This is a genomic window from Pantoea sp. PvP021, assembly GCF_054056055.1.
The window spans coordinates 12,675-33,167 of sequence record NZ_JBSRXX010000014.1 but is presented as its reverse complement, the minus strand read 5'-3'; the positions used below and the strand labels follow the sequence as shown (position 1 = coordinate 33,167).

The 20,493-nt window shown below is 56.9% G+C and carries 14 protein-coding genes; 2 read left to right on the top strand and 12 right to left on the bottom strand.

Annotation, left to right across the window (positions count from 1 at the left end; all coding sequences use genetic code 11):
- Positions 1-199 precede the first annotated feature (199 nt).
- The 5 genes from eno to rlmD all read right to left on the bottom strand — a co-directional run bounded on the left by eno (position 200) and on the right by rlmD (position 7,963).
- Positions 200-1,495 (bottom strand): phosphopyruvate hydratase, encoded by a 1,296-nt coding sequence (gene eno, locus ACVKSX_RS22995; protein ID WP_010248571.1) that lies wholly within the window; start codon positions 1,493-1,495, stop codon positions 200-202.
- Between the two features lie 76 nt (positions 1,496-1,571).
- Entirely contained in the window at positions 1,572-3,209 is a 1,638-nt protein-coding gene (gene pyrG / locus ACVKSX_RS22990) for a glutamine hydrolyzing CTP synthase (protein WP_010248572.1), read from the bottom strand.
- 229 nt (positions 3,210-3,438) lie between these two features.
- Positions 3,439-4,227 carry a nucleoside triphosphate pyrophosphohydrolase gene (gene mazG, locus ACVKSX_RS22985; protein WP_010248574.1) on the bottom strand — a complete coding sequence of 263 codons (789 nt, stop codon included), beginning with the start codon at positions 4,225-4,227 and terminating at the stop codon, positions 3,439-3,441.
- Between the two features lie 158 nt (positions 4,228-4,385).
- A complete protein-coding gene (relA, locus tag ACVKSX_RS22980; RefSeq protein ID WP_010248576.1) occupies positions 4,386-6,617 on the bottom strand; it encodes a GTP diphosphokinase in 2,232 nt (743 codons plus the stop codon).
- Positions 6,618-6,646: 29 nt separating this feature from the next.
- A complete protein-coding gene (rlmD, locus tag ACVKSX_RS22975) occupies positions 6,647-7,963 on the bottom strand; it encodes a 23S rRNA (uracil(1939)-C(5))-methyltransferase RlmD (protein ID WP_022623802.1) in 1,317 nt (438 codons plus the stop codon).
- 94 nt (positions 7,964-8,057) lie between these two features.
- On the opposite strand from rlmD, the gene barA reads away from it, so the two are divergent.
- Positions 8,058-10,787, top strand: coding sequence for a two-component sensor histidine kinase BarA (gene barA / locus ACVKSX_RS22970; protein ID WP_010248580.1), 2,730 nt, complete (start codon positions 8,058-8,060; stop codon positions 10,785-10,787).
- Positions 10,788-10,841: 54 nt separating this feature from the next.
- On the opposite strand, the gene ACVKSX_RS22965 is transcribed toward barA, so the two are convergent.
- From ACVKSX_RS22965 to ACVKSX_RS22940, 6 genes are all read right to left on the bottom strand, one after another.
- Entirely contained in the window at positions 10,842-11,981 is a 1,140-nt protein-coding gene (locus ACVKSX_RS22965) for a glycerate kinase (protein WP_031291930.1), read from the bottom strand.
- A gap of 75 nt (positions 11,982-12,056) precedes the next feature.
- Complete coding sequence (gene garR / locus ACVKSX_RS22960; RefSeq protein WP_010248583.1) at positions 12,057-12,941, bottom strand: 2-hydroxy-3-oxopropionate reductase; 885 nt, start codon at positions 12,939-12,941, stop codon at positions 12,057-12,059.
- Between the two features lie 19 nt (positions 12,942-12,960).
- Positions 12,961-13,731, bottom strand: a complete 771-nt coding sequence (gene garL / locus ACVKSX_RS22955; RefSeq protein WP_010248585.1) for a 2-dehydro-3-deoxyglucarate aldolase — start codon at positions 13,729-13,731, stop codon at positions 12,961-12,963.
- A 45-nt stretch (positions 13,732-13,776) separates the two neighbouring features.
- On the bottom strand, positions 13,777-15,108 hold the full coding sequence (gudD, locus tag ACVKSX_RS22950) for a glucarate dehydratase (RefSeq protein WP_010248587.1): 1,332 nt from the start codon (positions 15,106-15,108) through the stop codon (positions 13,777-13,779).
- A gap of 10 nt (positions 15,109-15,118) precedes the next feature.
- On the bottom strand, positions 15,119-16,465 hold the full coding sequence (locus tag ACVKSX_RS22945) for an enolase C-terminal domain-like protein (protein WP_354439645.1): 1,347 nt from the start codon (positions 16,463-16,465) through the stop codon (positions 15,119-15,121).
- Positions 16,462-17,823, bottom strand: a complete 1,362-nt coding sequence (locus ACVKSX_RS22940) for an MFS transporter (protein ID WP_187508600.1) — start codon at positions 17,821-17,823, stop codon at positions 16,462-16,464. Before ACVKSX_RS22940 ends, ACVKSX_RS22945 begins: the two co-directional genes overlap by 4 nt.
- 574 nt (positions 17,824-18,397) lie before the next feature.
- Between ACVKSX_RS22940 and garD the strand changes: the two genes are divergently transcribed.
- On the top strand, positions 18,398-19,957 hold the full coding sequence (garD, locus tag ACVKSX_RS22935; protein ID WP_263054494.1) for a galactarate dehydratase: 1,560 nt from the start codon (positions 18,398-18,400) through the stop codon (positions 19,955-19,957).
- A 77-nt stretch (positions 19,958-20,034) separates the two neighbouring features.
- On the opposite strand, the gene ACVKSX_RS22930 is transcribed toward garD, so the two are convergent.
- Entirely contained in the window at positions 20,035-20,481 is a 447-nt protein-coding gene (locus ACVKSX_RS22930; RefSeq protein ID WP_010248594.1) for a flavodoxin, read from the bottom strand.
- Positions 20,482-20,493 lie beyond the last annotated feature (12 nt).

The window sequence follows — 20,493 nt, the reverse complement described above, 5'->3', positions numbered from 1 at the left end:
CAACGCAAAACGTTGTCCCGGTAACGGGCGTACCTCAGGGATGAGGTGCGTAATCGCGCGGACCCGGCCGGCAGAGATGCCGCTTTGGCGATCGGGCCTTGCCATCTGCGTCTGCACACCGCCACCAACAAAAAGCCCCGCACAAGGCGGGGCTTCAGAGGCCGATGATGTCACTTAGCGCGACATCAACGCACAGTCATTACTGACCTTTAACTTCTTTCAGACCGTTGAATGGCGCTTTAGAACCCAGCGCTTCTTCGATACGGATCAGCTGGTTGTACTTAGCAACACGGTCAGAACGGCTCATTGAACCGGTTTTGATCTGGCCCGCTGCAGTACCTACCGCCAGGTCAGCGATGGTCGCATCTTCGGTTTCGCCTGAACGGTGAGAGATCACGGCAGTGTAGCCCGCGTCTTTCGCCATTTTGATCGCAGCCAGAGTTTCGGTCAGAGAACCGATCTGGTTGAATTTGATCAGAATGGAGTTAGCGATACCTTTATCGATACCTTCTTTCAGGATCTTGGTGTTGGTAACGAACAGGTCATCACCCACCAGCTGGATTTTGTCGCCCAGTACTTTGGTCTGGTAAGCGAAGCCGTCCCAGTCAGATTCGTCCAGGCCATCTTCGATAGAAACGATCGGATACTGTTTAGTCAGATCTTCCAGGAAGTGGGTGAACTCTTCAGAGGTAAACGATTTACCGCCTTCACCGGCCAGAACGTATTTGCCATCTTTGTAGAACTCAGATGCCGCACAGTCCATCGCCAGGGTGATGTCTTTGCCCAGCTCGTAGCCTGCTGCTTTTACCGCTTCAGCGATAACAGCCAGCGCTTCGGCGTTGGAACCCAGGTTAGGCGCGTAGCCGCCTTCGTCACCCACTGCAGTGCTCATGCCTTTGCTTTTCAGCACTTTTGCCAGGCTGTGGAACACTTCAGAACCCATACGGATGGCTTCTTTCAGGTTCGGAGCGCCAACCGGCTGGATCATGAATTCCTGGATGTCGACGTTGTTGTCGGCATGTTCGCCGCCGTTGATGATGTTCATCATTGGCAGTGGCATAGAGTATTTGCCTGGGGTGCCGTTCAGTTCAGCGATGTGCTCATACAGCGGCTGACCTTTAGAGGCTGCAGCGGCTTTAGCAGCTGCCAGTGAAACAGCCAGAATGGCGTTAGCACCGAAGTTAGATTTGTTCTCAGTACCGTCCAGGTCGATCATGATCTTATCGATGTTCGCCTGATCTTTCGCGTCTTTGCCTTTTACCGCTTCAGCAATCGGACCGTTTACTGCAGCAACGGCTTTGGTTACGCCTTTGCCCAGATAACGTGATTTGTCACCGTCACGCAGTTCCAGCGCTTCGCGTGAACCGGTAGAGGCACCTGATGGTGCAGCTGCCAGGCCTACGAAACCGCCTTCCAGATGCACTTCAGCTTCAACAGTCGGGTTACCACGTGAGTCGATAATTTCGCGACCGATGACTTTTACGATTTTGGACATTACGATTTTCCTCAGTACAAGTTAGTCAATCCTAAGACAAGCAACGCGCGAAAAGTTCGCGCGCTGCCTGTGAAACTTACTTCGCTAAACGCTTCTGATGCTCATGTGCGGCTTTAACAAAGCCGGCAAACAGCGGATGGCCGTCGCGTGGGGTCGAGGTAAACTCAGGATGGAACTGGCAGGCCACAAACCACGGATGGTTCGGGATCTCAATAATCTCAACCAGTTGATCATCACCAGAGCGACCTGCTACGCGCAGACCGGCTGCTTCAATCTGCTTTAACAGCATATTGTTCACTTCATAGCGGTGGCGATGGCGCTCAACGATAGTGTCAGAGCCGTAGAGCTGGCGAACCTGGCTGCCCGGCGTTAACTGACACTGCTGGCTGCCCAGACGCATGGTGCCGCCCAGATCGCTCTGCTCGCTGCGGACTTCGACGTTGCCATCTTCGTCACGCCATTCGGTGATTAATGCCACCACCGGATATTTACAGTCTGGCACAAATTCCGTGGAGTTGGCGCCCGGCATCCCGGCGACATTGCGGGCGAACTCCATCAGCGCAACCTGCATGCCCAGGCAGATGCCCAGGTACGGCACGTTGTTTTCACGTGCATACTGCGCGGTCATCAGCTTGCCTTCCACGCCACGGTAACCGAAGCCACCCGGAATCAGAATCGCATCCAGATCTTTCAGTAATTCGACACCGCGTGATTCAACATCCTGCGAATCGATCAGTTTGATGTTCACGGTGACGCGATTTTTCAGGCCGCCATGTTTCAGCGCTTCGATGACCGACTTGTAGGCATCCGGCAATTCCACATACTTGCCCACCATACCGATGGTGACTTCACCACCCGGATTGGCTTCTTCGTAGATCACCTGCTCCCATTCGGCCAGGTTGGCTTCCGGTGCATTCAGGTTGAAGCGCTTGCAGATATAGTCATCCAGGCCCTGCGATTTCAGCATGCCAGGAATCTTGTAGATGGAATCAACGTCTTTCAGCGAGATAACCGCTTTTTCAGGGACGTTACAGAACAGGGCGATTTTAGCGCGTTCGTTGGCCGGTACGGCACGGTCAGAACGGCAAATCAGCACGTCTGGCTGAATACCAATCGACAGCAGCTCTTTCACCGAGTGCTGGGTCGGTTTGGTTTTCACTTCACCGGCAGCCGCCATATACGGCACCAGCGTCAGGTGCATATACATGGTGTGTTCGCGGCCCACATCAACGGCCATCTGGCGAATCGCTTCCAGGAACGGCAGTGATTCGATATCCCCGACCGTGCCGCCGATTTCGACCAGTACCACATCATGACCTTCACCGCCTTCAATAATGCGTTCTTTGATGGCGTTGGTGATGTGCGGAATAACCTGAATGGTTGCGCCCAGATAGTCGCCACGGCGCTCTTTGCGCAGGACTTCTGAGTAGATACGGCCAGTGGTGAAGTTGTTACGACGCGACATTTTGGTACGGATGAAGCGCTCGTAGTGACCCAAATCCAGATCGGTTTCAGCGCCGTCATCAGTGACGAAAACTTCACCGTGCTGCGTCGGGCTCATGGTGCCTGGATCCACGTTGATATACGGGTCCAGCTTCATGATGGTCACGTTCAGACCACGGGCTTCGAGAATGGCTGCGAGGGAGGCTGCGGCAATGCCTTTACCCAGAGAGGAAACGACCCCGCCGGTCACAAAAATATAATTCGTTGTCATGCTGAACCTGAGAGTTTAGGTTTAAAGACGGTGGAATAACCAGGACGGGAAAACAGTATACTGGAAACCGCTATCAGCCACAATTGATGAATCACCGCCATCCTCCAACGCATTGCTGCGGCTAACATAGCCGATAGCCGCCAATGAAATGTTGACGTGCGTCACAAAGTTGCCGTCAGGCTGAATCGAGTAAGCGAAAGCGGTGGCTTTATGCACAGCGCTGGAATAATCAGCGCTTCTCGCCCCGTTTCACTTGCTGCCAGGCGGCCTCCATCTGCTCCAGTGTGGCACCCGGCATACTTAACCCCTGTGCAGCGATGATCGCTTCGACTTCGCGGAAGCGGCGCTCAAACTTGTCGTTGGCCTTTTGCAGCGCAGTTTCCGCTTTGCTGCCCAGATGGCGCGACAGGTTAACCGTGGCGAACAGCAGGTCGCCAATCTCCTCTTCCAGCTTCTCACCATCCACCACGCTCTGCTGCGCCTCGTGCATCACTTCATCAATCTCTTCATGCACCTTAGCCACCACCGGCCCCAGCGTGGTCCAGTCGAATCCGACATTGTGACAACGCTTCTGAATCTTGTGGGCGCGCATCAGTGCGGGCAGTGCCTTAGGGATATCATCCAGCGCCGAATGCTGGGCTTTGTCAGCCCGCTCAGCGGTTTTTATCGCTTCCCAGTTTTTCAGCACTTCGCTGCTGGTTTCTGCTGTGGCATCGCCAAAAATGTGTGGATGACGGCGCTCCAGCTTGTCGCTGATTGCGTGGCAGACATCCTCAAAATTAAAGCGATCCTGTTCGCTGGCCATCTGCGCATAGAACACCACCTGAAACAGCAGATCGCCCAGCTCACCGCGCAGATCGTCAAAATCTTCGCGCTGGATAGCGTCCAGCACTTCGTAGGTCTCTTCCAGCGTATAGGGCGCGATGGTGGCGAAGGTCTGTTCACGATCCCACGGACAGCCATGTTGTGGATCGCGCAGGGTTTTCATTATGCCAAGCAGGCGCTCAATAGCGTTCATTCAGGAGGATCCTTGATTAGTGAGATGACAGGCAACGGGCGAAGAGGCAAAGCGTACAACACGGCAGGACGCTATTCACCGCGTCCGGCCGTGTCTGGTGGTGCAGAAAACGCCTGCGCAACCTCCAGCTGCCGGTTGCCTCAGTGCCTGCCTGAATATCAGTGCAGGCGACGGGCGTCAATGATATCAGAGACCTGGTTCAGACGCGCCAGGACACGTCCCAGTACCTGATGGTTGTAGATCTCAATATCCATGTCGATGGTCGCCAGCTGTTTTTTGGTGTCGCTGCGGCTTGAGACGCCCAGGACATTCACTTTCTCGTTGGCGAGAATGGTGGTGATGTCACGCAGTAAGCCGCTGCGATCGTTGGCGGTCACGCGCACCACCAGCGAATAGCCGCTGGAGTAACTTTCGCCCCACACCGCATCGACGATACGTTCCGGCGCATGCGAAATGAGTTCAGCCAGCTGGTCGCAGTCGGCGCGGTGAATAGAGATGCCGCGCCCCTGGGTGATGAAGCCGACAATATCATCCCCCGGAATCGGCTGGCAGCAGCGGGCAATGTGGTGCATCAGGTTGCCCACGCCTTCCACGACGACGCGTCCGCTCTCTTTGCGTGAAGAGGGAGTGTACGATTTCTGGGTCAGCTGGCGCAGCGCTTCGCGATCTTCCTCTTCGGCGCTCGGCTTGTTCAGCTTCGCCTGCAGGAAGTTAACCATCTGGTTAAGACGAATATCGCCGCCGCCAATCGCCGCGAGCAGCTCTTCAAGCGAGGTGACGTTATAGCGCGGCAGCAGCAGTTTTTCGGCTTCACGCAGGCTGATATCCAGCTGATTCAGTTCGTTATCCAGAATCTGCCGTCCGGCGATAATATTCTTGTCGCGATCCTGCTTGCGGAACCAGTTGTGGATCTTCGAGCGTCCACGGTTGGTGGTGATGTAGCCCAGATTCGGATTGAGCCAGTCGCGGCTCGGGTTCGGCTGCTTCTGGGTGATCACCTCAACCTGATCGCCCATCTGCAGCTGGTAGGTGAACGGCACGATGCGGCCACCGATTTTCGCGCCGATGCAGCGGTGACCGATGTCGCTGTGAATATGATAGGCAAAGTCGAGCGGCGTCGATCCAGCGGGCAGATCCACCACGTCGCCTTTCGGGGTAAAGACGTAGACCCGGTCATCGAACACCTGGCTGCGGACCTCTTCCAGCAGTTCGCCGGAGTCCGCCATCTCTTCCTGCCAGCTGATGAGCTTACGCAGCCAGGCGATCCGCTCTTCATGACCGGCCGCGCCACGCGCGCTGCTGGAAGTTGGCCCCTCTTTATATTTCCAGTGCGCCGCCACGCCCAGCTCGGCATCTTCATGCATCTGGCGGGTACGGATCTGGATCTCCACCGTTTTGCCCTGCGGCCCTAACACCACCGTATGAATCGACTGGTAGCCGTTGGGTTTGGGGTTAGCGACGTAGTCATCAAACTCGCTGGGCAGATGGCGATAGAGCGTGTGCACCGTACCCAGCGCACCGTAGCAATCCTGCAGGCGATCGGCGACGATGCGCACCGCCCGCACGTCAAACAGCTCATCAAAGGCCAGCGATTTTTTCTGCATCTTGCGCCAGATGCTGTAGATATGTTTCGGACGGCCATAGACTTCGGCGCGCACGCCCTCTTTGACCATCTCTTTGCGCAGATTGCTGACGAAGTTCTCGATGTACTGCTCACGGTCAATACGCCGCTCATGCAGTAATTTGGCGATGCGCTTATATTCGTCAGGATGCAGGTAGCGGAAGCAGTAATCTTCCAGCTCCCATTTGAGCTGACCAATACCGAGACGGTTGGCCAGTGGCGCATAGATATTGGTGCTCTCTTTGGCGGCCAGTACCCGCTCATCTTCCGGCGCATCTTTCATTTCGCGCAGGTTCATGATGCGTTCAGCCAGCTTCAGCACTACGCAGCGGAAATCTTCTACCATCGCCAGCAGCATGCGGCGAACGTTATCCACCTGTTCAGAGGCCATGGAGTCGTTGTGGATCGCTTTCAGCTGGCGGATGGCGTCCATATCGCGCACGCCGTGTACCAGCGAGACAATGCCTTTGCCGACGGCGGTTTCCAGCTCCTCTTCACTCACCACTTCATCGTTAGCCAGCGGGAAAATCAGCGCCGCACACAGGCTTTCGATATCCATGCTGAGCATTGAGAGGATTTCAACCATCTCAATACCGCGCCACAGCAGCAGCGACTGATCAGGATGGCCCTGCGTCTGCGCTTCACAGTAGCGCCAGGTCTCGGCCACACGTTGACATGATTGCGGGTTGGCAATACCGAGACTGGCGATCCACTGGTCGAGGGCGAAATCCCCCTCAGTATTTAAATGCGCACTTCTGACCGCAACCATAACCTCTCCTGCACAACGACATACATCGCTTATGTTTTTCTGAACAGCACCATGGATTCGAGATGACGGGTATGTGGGAACATATCCAGCATCGCGACCCTTTCCAATTGGTAGCCTGCCGACAGCAATGTCTGGCTGTCGCGGGCGAGTGTGGTGGGATTACACGAAACATAGACCACGCGATCTGGTGCAAGTTTAACCACATGCGCCATTACGCCCGCAGCCCCGGCGCGTGCCGGATCGAGTAATACCTTGTTAAATCCCTGTGCCGCCCACGGCTGGCGCGACACTTCTTCTTCCAGATTATGCTGATAGAAACTGACATTTTTAAGATTATTCAAATCAGCATTATACGCTGCCTGCCGCACTAATGCTGCAATCCCCTCCACACCAACCACATTATGTACGAAGATTCCTATAGGAAGTGTGAAGTTTCCCATGCCGCAAAACAGATCCAGCACCCGGTCTTCCGGCTGCAGATCGAGCCAGGCAATTGCCTTCGCGACCATCTGCTGATTAACACCATCGTTAACCTGAATAAAATCCTGTGGGCTGAAGGTTAGCTTAAGCTGGTGAGATTGATAAAACGGCGTCGACTCATTTAACGCACTCAACTCTTCCTCGCCCGCATCCAGGAACAGCATCAGCTGATGCTTATGCGAAAACTGTTCCAGTTTTTCACGGTCATCCGCATGCAGCGCATCAAGATGGCGCAGAATCATCAGCGGCCCGTTGTCTGCCAGCACCAGCTCCACATGCCCGAGACGCCTGACGGCGCGTAAGTCACTGAGACACTGGTGCAATGGAACCAGTAAAGCCTCAAGTTCGGGCACTAAAATGGGGCATTGCTGAATATCAACCAGATCGTTGCTGGCTTCCTGACGGAAGCCCATCTGCAACCGCTGCGCCTTATTTTGCCATTGCAGCCCCAGACGGGCGCGACGACGATAGCCCCAGGGCTGACCGGCGATCACCTCATCCACCGCCACGTCTTGTGCGGCGGCCTGACGCAGCATCCGGCTCAGCGCCTGGGCTTTGCTCTGCTGTTGCAGCGCCACATCGGCATGCTGCTGCTGGCAGCCGCCGCAGCGTTCATAATGTGGGCAGCGCGGCGTGACGCGCGCCGGACTGCGGCTAATCAGTCGTGTCACTTTCGCCCGGGCAAATTGACGTTTATCCTCTGTCAGCATGACCTCCGCCTGTTCCCCAGGCAGGGCACCGGCGACAAAAAGGGTTTTGCCCTTGTGACGCGCCACCCCTTGTCCGAACGGATCGAGCGCCTCAATGGTGACGGTGATCCGTTGTTGCGTCGTCACGCGCTGTTTTGCAACGTAAAATTGCGCCATAGTGTTATTAATTCTCTTTATCGAAAACGACCTGCATTGTTTTTGTCGACAGCATGCACAGGGACGTTAATGCCGGAGTAGCCAGGCGACTATTATGACCAAATACAGCCTGCGGGCGCGAATGATGATTTTAATTCTGGCACCCACGCTGATGGTTGGCCTGCTGCTCAGCTCATTTTTTGTGGTGCACCGCTACAATGAACTGCAGCGCCAGGTTATCGATGCCGGAGCCAATATCATTGAACCGCTGGCGATCTCCAGCGAATACAGCATGACCTGGCACAACCGTGACGCCATGCGTGAACTGGTCAGCCTGCTGCACCGCCGCCATTCGGGCATCGTCCGGGCGATCTCGGTGTTTGATAATCACAACCAACTCTACGTCACCTCCAATCACAAGCAGAACCTCAGCCTGCTGCAGCAGGATGATATCCGCGCCCTGCCCGACGATGTCTCCATGGAGCGTCACGGCAACGTATTGATTCTGCGCACACCGATCACCACCGAGCGTTACGATGTGGATGAATTGCCGGACGAAGATGCCAAGCCGTCGGGCAATCCGCTGGGCTATGTGGCGATAGAGCTGGATCTGCAGTCGGTGCGCCTGCAGCAGTACAAAGAGGTGTTTGTTGCCACGCTGATGCTGCTCTTCTGCCTCTGCCTGGCCATGCTATTTGCCTATCGTCTGATGCGTGATGTCACCGGCCCGATCCGCAATATGGTCACCACCGTTGACCGCATCCGTCGCGGCCAGCTCGACAGCCGCGTTGAGGGATACATGCTGGGTGAACTCAGCATTCTGAAAAACGGGATTAATGCGATGGCGATGTCGCTGACCGCCTATCACGAAGAGATGCAGCACAATATCGATCAGGCGACCTACGATCTGCGAGAGACGCTGGAACAGCTGGAGATTCAGAACGTTGAGCTGGATCTGGCGAAGAAACGCGCCCAGGAAGCGGCGCGTATCAAATCTGAGTTTCTGGCCAATATGTCGCATGAGCTGCGGACGCCGCTTAATGGCGTGCTGGGCTTTACCCGGCAGATGCTGAAAACCCAGCTGCGCACCACCCAGCGCGACTATATGCAGACCATTGAACGTTCAGCCAATAACCTGCTTAGTATTATCAATGACGTGCTCGATTTCTCGAAGCTGGAAGCGGGCAAACTGATGCTGGAGGCGATCCCCTTCCCGCTGCGTGCCACACTGGATGAAACGCTGGTGCTGCTGGCCCCGTCGGCGCATGACAAAGGGCTGGAGCTGACGGTGGTGTGTGACAGCAGCGTGCCGGACAACGTGATTGGCGATGCGCTGCGCCTGCAACAGATTCTGATTAACCTGATCGGTAACGCGATCAAGTTTACCGAGAAAGGGTATATCGGCCTGCGTGTCGGACAGCGGGTGATTACGCAGTCGCGCGTCGAGCTGGAGATTCAGGTTGAAGATAGCGGTATCGGCATCTCTGAGCAGCAACAGACACAGCTGTTCCAGGCGTTCCGTCAGGCTGACGCCAGCATTTCGCGCCGTCATGGCGGCACCGGGCTGGGGCTGGTGATCACCCAGAAACTGGTGCGGGAGATGGGCGGCGAAATCACCTTCAGCAGCCAGCCGGACAAGGGCTCCACCTTTGTGATTCGCGTGCAGCTGGATCTCAATCCCAATGCGCCCGGCATGCCACGCGTGCTGGATGCGCTGTCACATGCGCGCATTGCCTATGTTGAAGCGGATGCTAACGTTGCCAGCGCAGCACTGGAGATGTTGAGCGCCACACCATTGCAGATCGATTACAGCGAAACGCTGGAGGGTTTAAAAGCGTCTCACTATCCGCTGCTGCTGATGGCGATGCCGGTCGACATCAGTCAGCCCGAGCTGCTCAATGAACGCATGATTAATGCGCTGCTGGATCGGGCCGACAACGTGCTGATGGCGCTCCCCAGCCCGATGATGTTGCTGGCGGATGAACTGAAGGTACGCGGCATTGACGGTTGCATCGCTAAACCGATCTCCCTGACGCGACTCCTGCCGATGTTACTGGATCTGCATACCCGTCAGATCAGTGAACTGCCGCTTTCACCCCGGCTGCCGCTGACGGTGATGGCGGTGGATGATAATCCCGCCAACCTCAAGCTGATTGGCGCGCTGCTGGAGGAGCAGGTGCAGAACATCCTGCTGTGCAGCAGCGCCGAACACGCCATCCGTGAGGCACGTCAGCAGTCGCTGGATGTGATTCTGATGGATATTCAGATGCCGGATATCGATGGCATTCGCGCCAGCGAAATTATCCGCAGCATGCCGCATCATGCCAGTACACCGATTGTGGCGGTCACCGCCCATGCGATTGATGGCGAGCGTGAACAATTGATCAAGGCGGGCATGAATGACTATCTTGCCAAACCGATTGATGAGAGCAAGTTAAGACAGTTGCTGGCGCGCTATACGCCACCACCGGTGGTCACCGTGCCGGAGCTGCTGCCAATATTACCCACGCTGGACTGGCAACTGGCGCTGCGACAGGCGGCGAACAAAGCCGATCTGGCGCGCGATCTGCTGCGGATGCTGCTGGAATTTTTACCGGAAGTGCATGCGAAGATGGCGCAGTTTATGTCGACCAATGAGGTCAACGCCCTGCGTGAGATTATTCACAAGCTGCACGGCAGTGCCAGCTACAGCGGCGTGCCGCGCATGAAGCAACTCTGCCATCAGCTGGAAAGAGAGCTGCTGGAGGCCAGCGATATCGCTGCGCTGGAGCCGGAACTGCTGGAGCTGCAGGATGAGATGGAGAACGTCGCCCGAGAAGCCCGCCAGCTGTTAGGGATTGGATAAGGCTGGCGGTGAGTTAAACCCGGCCGATGTGGAGTGGCCGGGTAATGCTGGTGGTTAGTTAAACCCGGCCAGCTTTAACGTGGCTGCCACATTACGCGCCGTCATCTCAACATTCTTTCCGGCGCTGGCGAGTGCCTCATCCAGCGTACAGATGCTGTAGAGCACGCTGAATACCGCATCGATCCCGTGCTGATGCACCACGCCGACATCGGCCGTCAGGCTTCCGGCGATGCCAATCACCGGCTTATTAAAGCGCTTTGCCACGCTGGCGACACCGATCGGCACCTTGCCATTAATACTCTGGCTGTCGATACGCCCTTCACCGGTAATCACCAGGTCAGCATCTTTTACCTCCTCCGCCAGCCCCAATGCCTCAGTAACAATCTCAATGCCGCGTCGCAGCTCCGCCTGACAAAAGGCGTGCAGCGCCGCCCCCATACCGCCCGCTGCGCCGCCGCCCGGAATATGCAGCACATCAATATCGAGATCGCGATGAATAATCGCGGCGTAATGGGCCAGCGCCTGATCGAGCTGCTGCACCAGCGCCGGTGTCGCCCCTTTCTGCGGGCCGAAAATGGCCGATGCACCCTCTTTGCCCGTCAGCGGATTGGTGACGTCACAGGCCACTTCAATGCGGCACTGATGAATGCGGGCGTCCAGCGCGTCAATATCGATGCTGGCAAGATCGGCGAGTGCACCGCCACCGTGACCGATCTCGCAGCCCTGGTCGTCCAGCAGCCGGGCGCCCAGCGCCTGCATCATGCCGGCTCCGCCATCATTGGTGGCGCTGCCGCCGATACCAATGATGATGTGGCCGACCCCCTTATCCAGCGCATGTCTGATCAACTCGCCGGTGCCAAATGAGGTCGTTATCAGCGGGTCACGCTGCGATGCAGGCACCCGCTCCAGTCCACTGGCCGCTGCCATTTCGATATAGGCGGTGGACTCATCGCCGGACAGGCCATAGAAGGCGTCAACCTCTGTTCCCAGCGGCCCCGTCACCTTCAGCCTGACGATTTTTCCCTTCGTCGCCGCCACCATCGCTTCTACCGTTCCTTCACCGCCGTCGGCGACCGGTATTTTCACGTAATGCGCATCGGGAAAGATGTCACGGAAACCCGCTTCAATCGCCGATGCCACATCCAGGGCGGATAAACTCTCTTTATATGAATCCGGTGCGATTACGATTTTCATAGGCAATCCGAGCGCAGTTGAGTAATTGAAACGGCTCTGAACCAGTCCGGTTTCCGCAGAGACCGACACCGGGTTTTAGCGGGCGATTTCAACCTTCGCTAACTTCTCATAATAGCAGGCCAGCGCGCTGTGGTCGGCGCTACCCTGCCCGTCGTTACGCAGCGCCTGCATCATCTCCATCACCGCCGCCGTCAGCGGCAGATGCGCGCCGATGCTGTGCGAGGTATCCAGCGCGTTCGCCAGATCTTTGATATGCAGGTCAATGCGGAAGCCGGGTTTGAAGTTGCGATCCATCACCATGGGCGCTTTGGCATCCAGTACCGTACTGCCGGCCAGGCCGCCACGAATCGCCTGATAGACCAGATCCGGATTCACACCCGCTTTGGTCGCCAGTGATAGCGCCTCGGACATCGCCGCAATATTCAGTGCCACAATCACCTGGTTGGCCAGCTTAGTCACGTTACCCGCACCGATGTCGCCGGTATGCACCACCGATCCCGCCATCGATTTCATGATGTCGTAGCAGGTATCGAATACCGCTTTATCACCGCCGACCATCACAGAGAGCGTGCCTTCGATCGCTTTGGGTTCACCGCCACTGACCGGCGCATCCAGCATTTTGATCCCTTTTTCTGCCAGCGCATCATGGACTTCACGGCTCGCCAGCGGCGCAATGGAGCTCATGTCGATGACCACCAGGCCTGGCTTCGCCCCTTCGATAATGCCATTTTTACCCAGACAGACTTCGATGACCTGCGGCGAGTTGGGCACCATGGTAATCACCACATCGCACTGCTCAGCCACCTCTTTTGGCGATTTCGCCACGGTCGCGCCCAGTTCAGTCAGTTCCGCTTCGTTGTCAGCGTTATGATCGCGCACCACCAGCGAATAACCGGCTTTCACCAGATTTTTACTCATTGGTTTGCCCATAATACCCAGGCCGATAAATCCAATTTTCATTGCGTTTCCCCTTGATTGATTAGCGCTTAAATTTGTCGCATAACGCCTGAGAGGCGTTGCGGAACATACCGACATCGCTGCCTACGGCGACAAAAGTGGCACCCCACTCCAGATAACGACGCGCGTCCGCTTCCACCGGTGCCAGAATGCCGCTCGGCTTACCGGCGGCTTTGGCGCGTTCAAAAATGTGTTTAATCACTTTCAGCACTTCAGGATGGGCGGGCTGACCGAGATAGCCCAGCGCAGCAGAGAGATCGCCCGGCCCGACAAAAATACCGTCGACACCGTCCACCGCCGCGATGGCGTCAATGTTGTCGACCGCCTGCTGGGTTTCGATCTGCACCAGCACCGTGATGTTGTCATTGATGGTGCTGTTGTAATCCGGCAGGGTGCCGTACATGTTGCTGCGATGCGAAACCGAGACACCGCGAATGCCGGCTGGCGGATAGCGCGTTGAGGCGACGGCACGCACTGCTTCCTCTTCGGTCTCGACAAATGGCACCAGGAAGTTGTTAAACCCGATATCCAGCAGACGCTTAATGATCACCGGCTCGTTGCAGGGCGGACGCACCACGGGCGCACTGTGGCTGCCTTTAAGCGCCATCAGCTGCGGCACAAACGTGGTGATATCGTTGGGCGCGTGTTCGCCATCCAGGACCAGCCAGTCAAAACCGGCCAGCCCTAAAATCTCGGTTGAGATCGGGCTGGCAAGCGCACACCAGCTGCCGATCAGGGTTTCACCCGCTAACAAACGACGACGAAATCCATTTGGCCAGGCTGCATTACTCATGGTTAAACTCCTGTGACGATGGCTCCCCGTGGGGAGCCGAAAAGGTTAACGTACCAGGCAGGGACGTTTGTTGTCGTAGGTCCATCCCGGCACTAAAAATTGCATCGCTTCGGCATCGTCACGCGCGCCCAGCCCCTGCTTCTGATAGAGCGCGTTGGCCTGCATCACCTGATCCATATCCAGCTCGACGCCGAGACCGGGCTTCTGCGGTACCTGCACCATGCCGCCTTTGATCTGGAATGGCTCTTTGGTCAGGCGCTGATTGCCCTCCTGCCAGATCCAGTGGGTATCAATGGCGGTGATCGCGCCCGGCGCGGCAGCGGCGACGTGGGTGAACATCGCCAGCGAAATATCGAAGTGGTTATTGGAGTGCGAGCCCCATGTCAGGCCGAAGTCGTGACACATCTGTGCTACCCGCACCGAACCCTGCATGGTCCAGAAGTGCGGATCCGCCAGCGGAATGTCCACCGACTGCAGCGACAGGGTATGGCCCATCTGACGCCAGTCGGTGGCGATCATATTGGTGGCGGTTGGCATGCCGGTGGCGCGGCGGAACTCCGCCATCACTTCACGGCCGGAGTAGCCCTGCTCTGCGCCACAGGGATCTTCTGCGTAGGCGAGCACATCTTTGAGCTGTTTGCCGAGCATGATCGCCTCGTTGAGCGACCAGGCCCCGTTGGGATCAAGGGTGATACGGGCTTCAGGAAAACGCTTAGCCAGCGCAGTAACCGCTTCGGCCTCTTCGCCGCCGCGCAGTACGCCGCCTTTGAGTTTGAAATCGTTGAAACCATATTTCTCATACGCCGCTTCCGCCAGCCGCACCACCGTCTCCGGGGTTAGTGCTTCTTCGTGGCGCAGGCGATACCAGTCGCAGGGATCGCTCTCCTGGCTCTGGTAAGAGAGGGACGTTTTGCGGCGGTCGCCGATGTAGAAGAGGTAGCCGAGCATCTCAACGCGGTCGCGCTGCTGTCCGTCGCCCAGCAGCGAGGCCACATTAACCTCCAGATGCTGACCCAGCAGGTCGAGCAGCGCCGCTTCAATGCCCGTCACCACATGAATAGTGGTGCGCAGATCGAAGGTCTGGGTGCCGCGCCCGCTGGCATCGCGGTCGGCGAAGGTGCTGCGCACCAGGCTGAGAATGTTTTTGTATTCGCCCACGGTTTTGCCAATCACCAGCGACGCCGCATCTTCCAGCGTCTGGCGGATTTTTTCGCCGCCCGGGATTTCGCCGACGCCGGTGTGTCCGGCGTTATCTTTGATAATCACAATGTTGCGGGTAAAGAATGGCGAGTGAGCGCCGCTGAGGTTCAGCAGCATGCTGTCGTAGCCTGCGACCGGAATAACCTGCATGGCGGTGACTTTCGGTGTTGAACTCATCTCCTGCTCCTTATGCTGTTGCACGGCCAAATGCCGGGCGTTTGCGATCAAATGTCCAGCCGGGGACCAGATATTGCATCGCCGTGGCGTCGTTACGCGCGCCGGCGGGCAGTGACTGATAAAGCTGATTGGCTTTGTTTACCTGCTCCCAGTCGAGCTCAATGCCCAGACCCGGCGCATCCGGCACGGCAATTTTCCCGTTGCGGATTTGCAGCGGATTTTTCGTCAGGCGCTGATCGCCCTCCTGCCAGATCCAGTGGGTATCAATCGCGGTAGGATTACCTGGCGCCGCCGCACCCACATGGGTAAACATCGCCAGCGAAATATCGAAGTGGTTATTGGAGTGGCAGCCCCAGGTGAGGCCCCACTCATCGCAGAGCTGCGCGACCCGCACGGCGCCGCTCAGCGTCCAGAAGTGAGGATCCGCCAGCGGAATATCGACCGCATTGAGCATCACCGCGTGATTCATCTCTCGCCAGTTGGTGGCGATCATATTGGTGGCCACCGGTAAGCCGGTTGCGCGCCGGAACTCGGCCATCACTTCACGTCCCGAATAGCCCTGCTCCGCGCCGCACGGATCTTCGGCGTAGCTCAGCACATCCTGCATCCCTTTACACAGCGCTATCGCCTCGTCCAGCAGCCAGGCGCCGTTCGGGTCGACCGTAATGCGGGCGTCGGGAAAGCGCTGCTTCAGCGCCGCCGCGGTGGCAATCTCCTGCTCGCCCGGCAACACGCCGCCTTTGAGCTTAAAATCTTTGAAGCCATATTTATCCTGCGCCGCCTCAGCCAGCCGCACCACGGCATCGCTGGTCAGCGCTTCCTGATGACGCAGGTGATACCAGTCGTGGCTGGCCTGCTCACCACTCAGATAGGGCAGATCGGTCTTGCGGCGGTCGCCGAGATAGAACAGATAGCCCAGCACCGTCACTTCATCACGCTGTTTACCTGGCCCCAGCAGTTCAGCCACCGGTACGCCCAGACACTGTCCCAGCAGATCGAGCAGCGCCGCTTCCAGCGCCGCTACCGCGTTGACCCGCAACTCAAAAGTCCAGGCACCGTTGCCGAAGGTGGTGAAGTCAGCCGACTGATTGCCTTTGTGCACCTGCTGCACCAGACGGTTCATTCGCGCAATCTGCTGGCCTTTCACCTGCGGAATCGCCTCTACCAGCGTCTGATAGATGGTGTCGCCGCCGGGGGCTTCACCGACGCCGGTGTGACCGGCGCTGTCGGTGAGAACCACAATATTGCGGGTAAAACAGGCGTTGTGCGCACCGCCAATATTGAGCAGCATGCTGTCATAACCGGCAACCGGGATAACCTGCATATCAGTAATCACCGGCGAACTTTGCGTATTCATAATGCATCCTTACCGGGCCAGGTTTTCAGTTCGACACGTTTGATATCGCCCGCGATCACCAGGAAGCTGAATGCGGCGACGAAGGCATGTATCCCGACATAGACCAGCGCGCCTTCAAAGGAGCCGCTGGTGGCGATGATGTAACCGATGGCGATAGGCGTCACGATGCCAGAGAAGTTACCGAACATGTTGAACAGACCGCCGCTCAGGCCACTGATCTCTTTCGGTGCGGTATCTGCCATCACCGCCCAGCCCAGCGCACCGATGCCTTTACCAAAGAACGCCAGTGCCATGAAGAACACCACCACCCATTCGGTATCGGTGTAGTTACACATCACCATCGAAATAGAGAGCAGCATGCCGAGCACGATCGGCGTTTTACGCGCGATATTCAGCGAGCCGGTTTTACGCATCAGCCAGTCGGAGATCACCCCGCCCAGTACGCCGCCGAGGAAGCCGCACACCGCCGGAATCGAGGCAATAAAGCCCGCTTTGAGAATCGACATGCCGCGCGCCTGTACCAGATAGACCGGGAACCAGGTGATAAAAAAGTAGGTTAAGGCGTTAACGCAGTATTGACCGAGGTAGATACCCAGCATCATGCGTGACGTCAGCAGCTGTTTGATCTGGAACCACTTCTCGCTCCAGCTCACTTTGCGGCTATCCTTTTTGACATCCATGTTGATCAGCGCACCGCCCTGCTCCATGTACTCCAGTTCGGCTTTATTCACGCCAGGGTGATCGGTGGGATCGTGGATCACTTTCAGCCAGATGAAACTGAGGATGATGCCCAGGCCGCCCATGAACCAGAACACGTGCGCCCAGCCCACGGAAGAGACCAGCCAGCCCATGATGGGCGCGAAGATAACGGTGGCGAAGTATTGGGCCGAGTTGAAGATCGCCACGGCCGTGCCGCGCTCCTGCGCCGGAAACCAGGCCGCGACGATGCGGCTGTTGCCAGGGAAAGAGGGCGCTTCGGCCAGTCCCACCAGGAAGCGCAGAATAAACAGCGACATGATGATGCCGAAGCCGCTGAACAGATCGACGAACCCTTGCAAAAAGGTAAAGAGCGACCAGGTAAAGATGCTCCAGAAATAGACGCGTTTTGAGCCGAAGCGGTCAAGCAGCCAGCCGCCCGGAATCTGACCAATAACATACGCCCATGAGAAGGCAGAGAAGATATAGCCGAGTCCGACCGAATCGAGGCCAATATCTTTTGACATCGCCGAACCGGCAATCGAAATCGTTGCGCGGTCACCGTAGTTGAATGAGGTGACGATAAATAACATCACCACAATCCAGTAACGGGCATTGGTGCGTTTCTGCACCGTTTCCGCGGTCTGGCTGAAACTATTCATGATGCACTCCTGAAATATAGCGTGAGCTACATTCGCTCTGACTGCATACACATCGCGTTGGGTATCAGAGAGAAGTTGGGTTAAACACGGCGATCTTTTTGTTTTGGCAAACTTTATTTATCCATCCGGTGTCTGGCAGCCGCGGCGGTTAATAATCCCAGGCAACCTCTTTCGGATGAATAATACGTCGTGACAGATAACCTGACTTTGGCTAACGGAACTCAGTATAAGAACAGCCTGTGGCGATCACATTGGCGCATCGCCCTGGAATAATCGCCTTATTGAAGTGATTGTCTTGCGGATGCACAAAAGCCTGCGGTATAGCTCACGAAAGTGGCAAATATCCGTGCAAAATCCGCCCCGGATAACGCTTTCCCACGCTGTTTGTGAGGGTCTTCACTTGCTTTTGGATAATCGACCCAAAACAGCGAGGTGAATTGCCTTAATGGTGGTCATTTGCACAATGCGCGACCCGCCCCGCCTCCCTATACTGAAGCTGGCAAACAAGGGCGTGACAGGTCAGATCATTACAGCGTGCCGCACAAGTACGGTACGACAGACAGGAAGGTGAGCGATGAACCCAAAAAAAGATGAACAACCGCTCTATATCAAAGTCCATGAGCACGACAATGTGGCGATTGTGGTTAACAGCCTCGGTCTGCCAGCCGGTACGCAGTTTGCGGATGGTCTGACCCTCACAGAGCATGTGCCGCAGGGCCACAAAGTGGCGCTGAGCGCGATTAATCAGGGTGCAGAGATCGTGCGTTATGGCGAAGTCATTGGCTATGCATTGCGGGATATTGCCCAGGGCAGCTGGATTGACGAGTCACTGGTTGCGCTGCCGGAAGCCCCTCCGCTGGAGAGTCTGCCGTTAGCCACTCAGGTTCCGCCTGATTTGCCGCCGCTGGAGGGCTATACCTTTGAAGGTTACCGCAATGCGGATGGCAGCGTAGGCACGCGTAACCTGCTCGGCATCACCACCAGCGTCCACTGCGTGGCCGGTGTGGTGGATCATGTCGTACAGATCATTGAACGGGATTTACTGCCGCGCTATCCGAACGTGGATGGTGTGGTTGCCCTGAACCACCTTTATGGCTGTGGTGTGGCGATCAACGCACCGGCGGCGGTCGTGCCGATTCGCACCATTCATAACCTGGCGCTGAATGCGAATTTCGGCGGCGAAGTGATGATCGTCAGCCTCGGCTGTGAAAAGTTACAGCCAGAGCGTCTGTTGACTGGCACCCCCGACGTGCAGGCGATTTCGCTGGACGATCATGACATCGTGCGTCTGCAGGATGAAAAGCTGGTGGGCTTTGGCGCGATGGTCAATGAGATTCTGCAGGTGGCGGAGCGTCATCTCCAGCGGCTGAATCAGCGCCAGCGCGAAACCTGCTCCGCAGCAGAACTGATTGTCGGCATGCAGTGTGGTGGCAGCGATGCGTTTTCGGGCGTGACGGCAAATCCGGCAGTGGGCTTCGCCTCTGATCTGCTGGTGCGTTGCGGTGCCACCGTGATGTTCTCGGAAGTCACTGAAGTGCGTGATGCGATTCACCTGCTGACGCCGCGGGTGATTAATCAGGAAGTCGGTAAGCGCTTACTGGAGGAGATGGCCTGGTATGATAATTACCTCGACCAGGGCCAGACCGATCGCAGCGCTAACCCGTCGCCGGGCAATAAAAAAGGCGGGCTGGCGAACGTAGTGGAAAAAGCACTTGGCTCGATCGCAAAATCGGGACGCAGCGCCATTGTTGAAGTGCTCTCTCCCGGCCAGCGGCCCACGCGACGCGGATTGATCTACGCAGCGACGCCCGCCAGCGATTTTGTCTGCGGTACGCAGCAGCTGGCATCCGGTATCACCCTGCAGGTGTTTACTACTGGTCGCGGTACGCCTTACGGTCTGGCCGCAATTCCGGTGATCAAGATGGCGACGCGTAATGCGCTGGCAGAGCGCTGGCACGATCTGATGGACATCAATGCCGGGACGATTGCTACCGGTGAAGAGAGTATTGAGCAGGTGGGCTGGCGACTCTTTGAATTGATTCTGGATATCGCCAGTGGCAGGAAGCAGACCTGGTCCGATCGCTGGGGCATTCGTAATCAGCTGGCGGTGTTTAACCCGGCGCCTGTCACCTGACAGTGCACTCAACGGATATCGCCGTGCGCACACTACAGGCTTATCTCTGTAAGGCAGAGATAAGCCTGGCCTTGCAATCAGAGCTGCGCGCCCCAGGCTTCAACCCACGGCGAGGTTACCGCCTCCGGTTCCGGATTTTCAGTGGCATCAACCAGTAACACCTCACCAACCCGCTGAGCGCCCTGCTCCTGCAGCAGCGCGTCAAAGGTTTTACCCGCGCCACAGAAATGGTCATAGCTGCTGTCACCCAGCGCAATCACGCCATAGCGCAGCGCGGGCTGATGACCGAGCTGATCTTTAATCGCATGGAACAGACCTGAAATCGTGTCGGGAAAATCGCCATGCCCGGTAGTAGAAGTGACAATTAACGCCACGTCGCTGGCATAGTTTTGCCAGTCAGCCAGCGTCGGATCGTCAAACACCGTTACGCTGTGCCCCTGCTGCTGCAGAATGGGCTCTGCTTCTTCCGCGACCAGTAGCGCATTGCCATATACCGTACCTACAAAAATGCCAATCTTTGCCATCTGCTTTCTCCC

Excerpts from the sequence above, each read along its gene's own strand:
- eno (WP_010248571.1), bottom strand. The coding sequence starts at position 1,495 with ATGTCCAAAATCGTAAAAGTCATCGGTCGCGAAATTATCGACTCACGT.
- pyrG (WP_010248572.1), bottom strand. The coding sequence starts at position 3,209 with ATGACAACGAATTATATTTTTGTGACCGGCGGGGTCGTTTCCTCTCTG.
- mazG (WP_010248574.1), bottom strand. The coding sequence starts at position 4,227 with ATGAACGCTATTGAGCGCCTGCTTGGCATAATGAAAACCCTGCGCGAT.
- relA (WP_010248576.1), bottom strand. The coding sequence starts at position 6,617 with ATGGTTGCGGTCAGAAGTGCGCATTTAAATACTGAGGGGGATTTCGCC.
- rlmD (WP_022623802.1), bottom strand. The coding sequence starts at position 7,963 with ATGGCGCAATTTTACGTTGCAAAACAGCGCGTGACGACGCAACAACGG.
- barA (WP_010248580.1), top strand. The coding sequence starts at position 8,058 with ATGACCAAATACAGCCTGCGGGCGCGAATGATGATTTTAATTCTGGCA.
- ACVKSX_RS22965 (WP_031291930.1), bottom strand. The coding sequence starts at position 11,981 with ATGAAAATCGTAATCGCACCGGATTCATATAAAGAGAGTTTATCCGCC.
- garR (WP_010248583.1), bottom strand. The coding sequence starts at position 12,941 with ATGAAAATTGGATTTATCGGCCTGGGTATTATGGGCAAACCAATGAGT.
- garL (WP_010248585.1), bottom strand. The coding sequence starts at position 13,731 with ATGAGTAATGCAGCCTGGCCAAATGGATTTCGTCGTCGTTTGTTAGCG.
- gudD (WP_010248587.1), bottom strand. The coding sequence starts at position 15,108 with ATGAGTTCAACACCGAAAGTCACCGCCATGCAGGTTATTCCGGTCGCA.
- ACVKSX_RS22945 (WP_354439645.1), bottom strand. The coding sequence starts at position 16,465 with ATGAATACGCAAAGTTCGCCGGTGATTACTGATATGCAGGTTATCCCG.
- ACVKSX_RS22940 (WP_187508600.1), bottom strand. The coding sequence starts at position 17,823 with ATGAATAGTTTCAGCCAGACCGCGGAAACGGTGCAGAAACGCACCAAT.
- garD (WP_263054494.1), top strand. The coding sequence starts at position 18,398 with ATGAACCCAAAAAAAGATGAACAACCGCTCTATATCAAAGTCCATGAG.
- ACVKSX_RS22930 (WP_010248594.1), bottom strand. The coding sequence starts at position 20,481 with ATGGCAAAGATTGGCATTTTTGTAGGTACGGTATATGGCAATGCGCTA.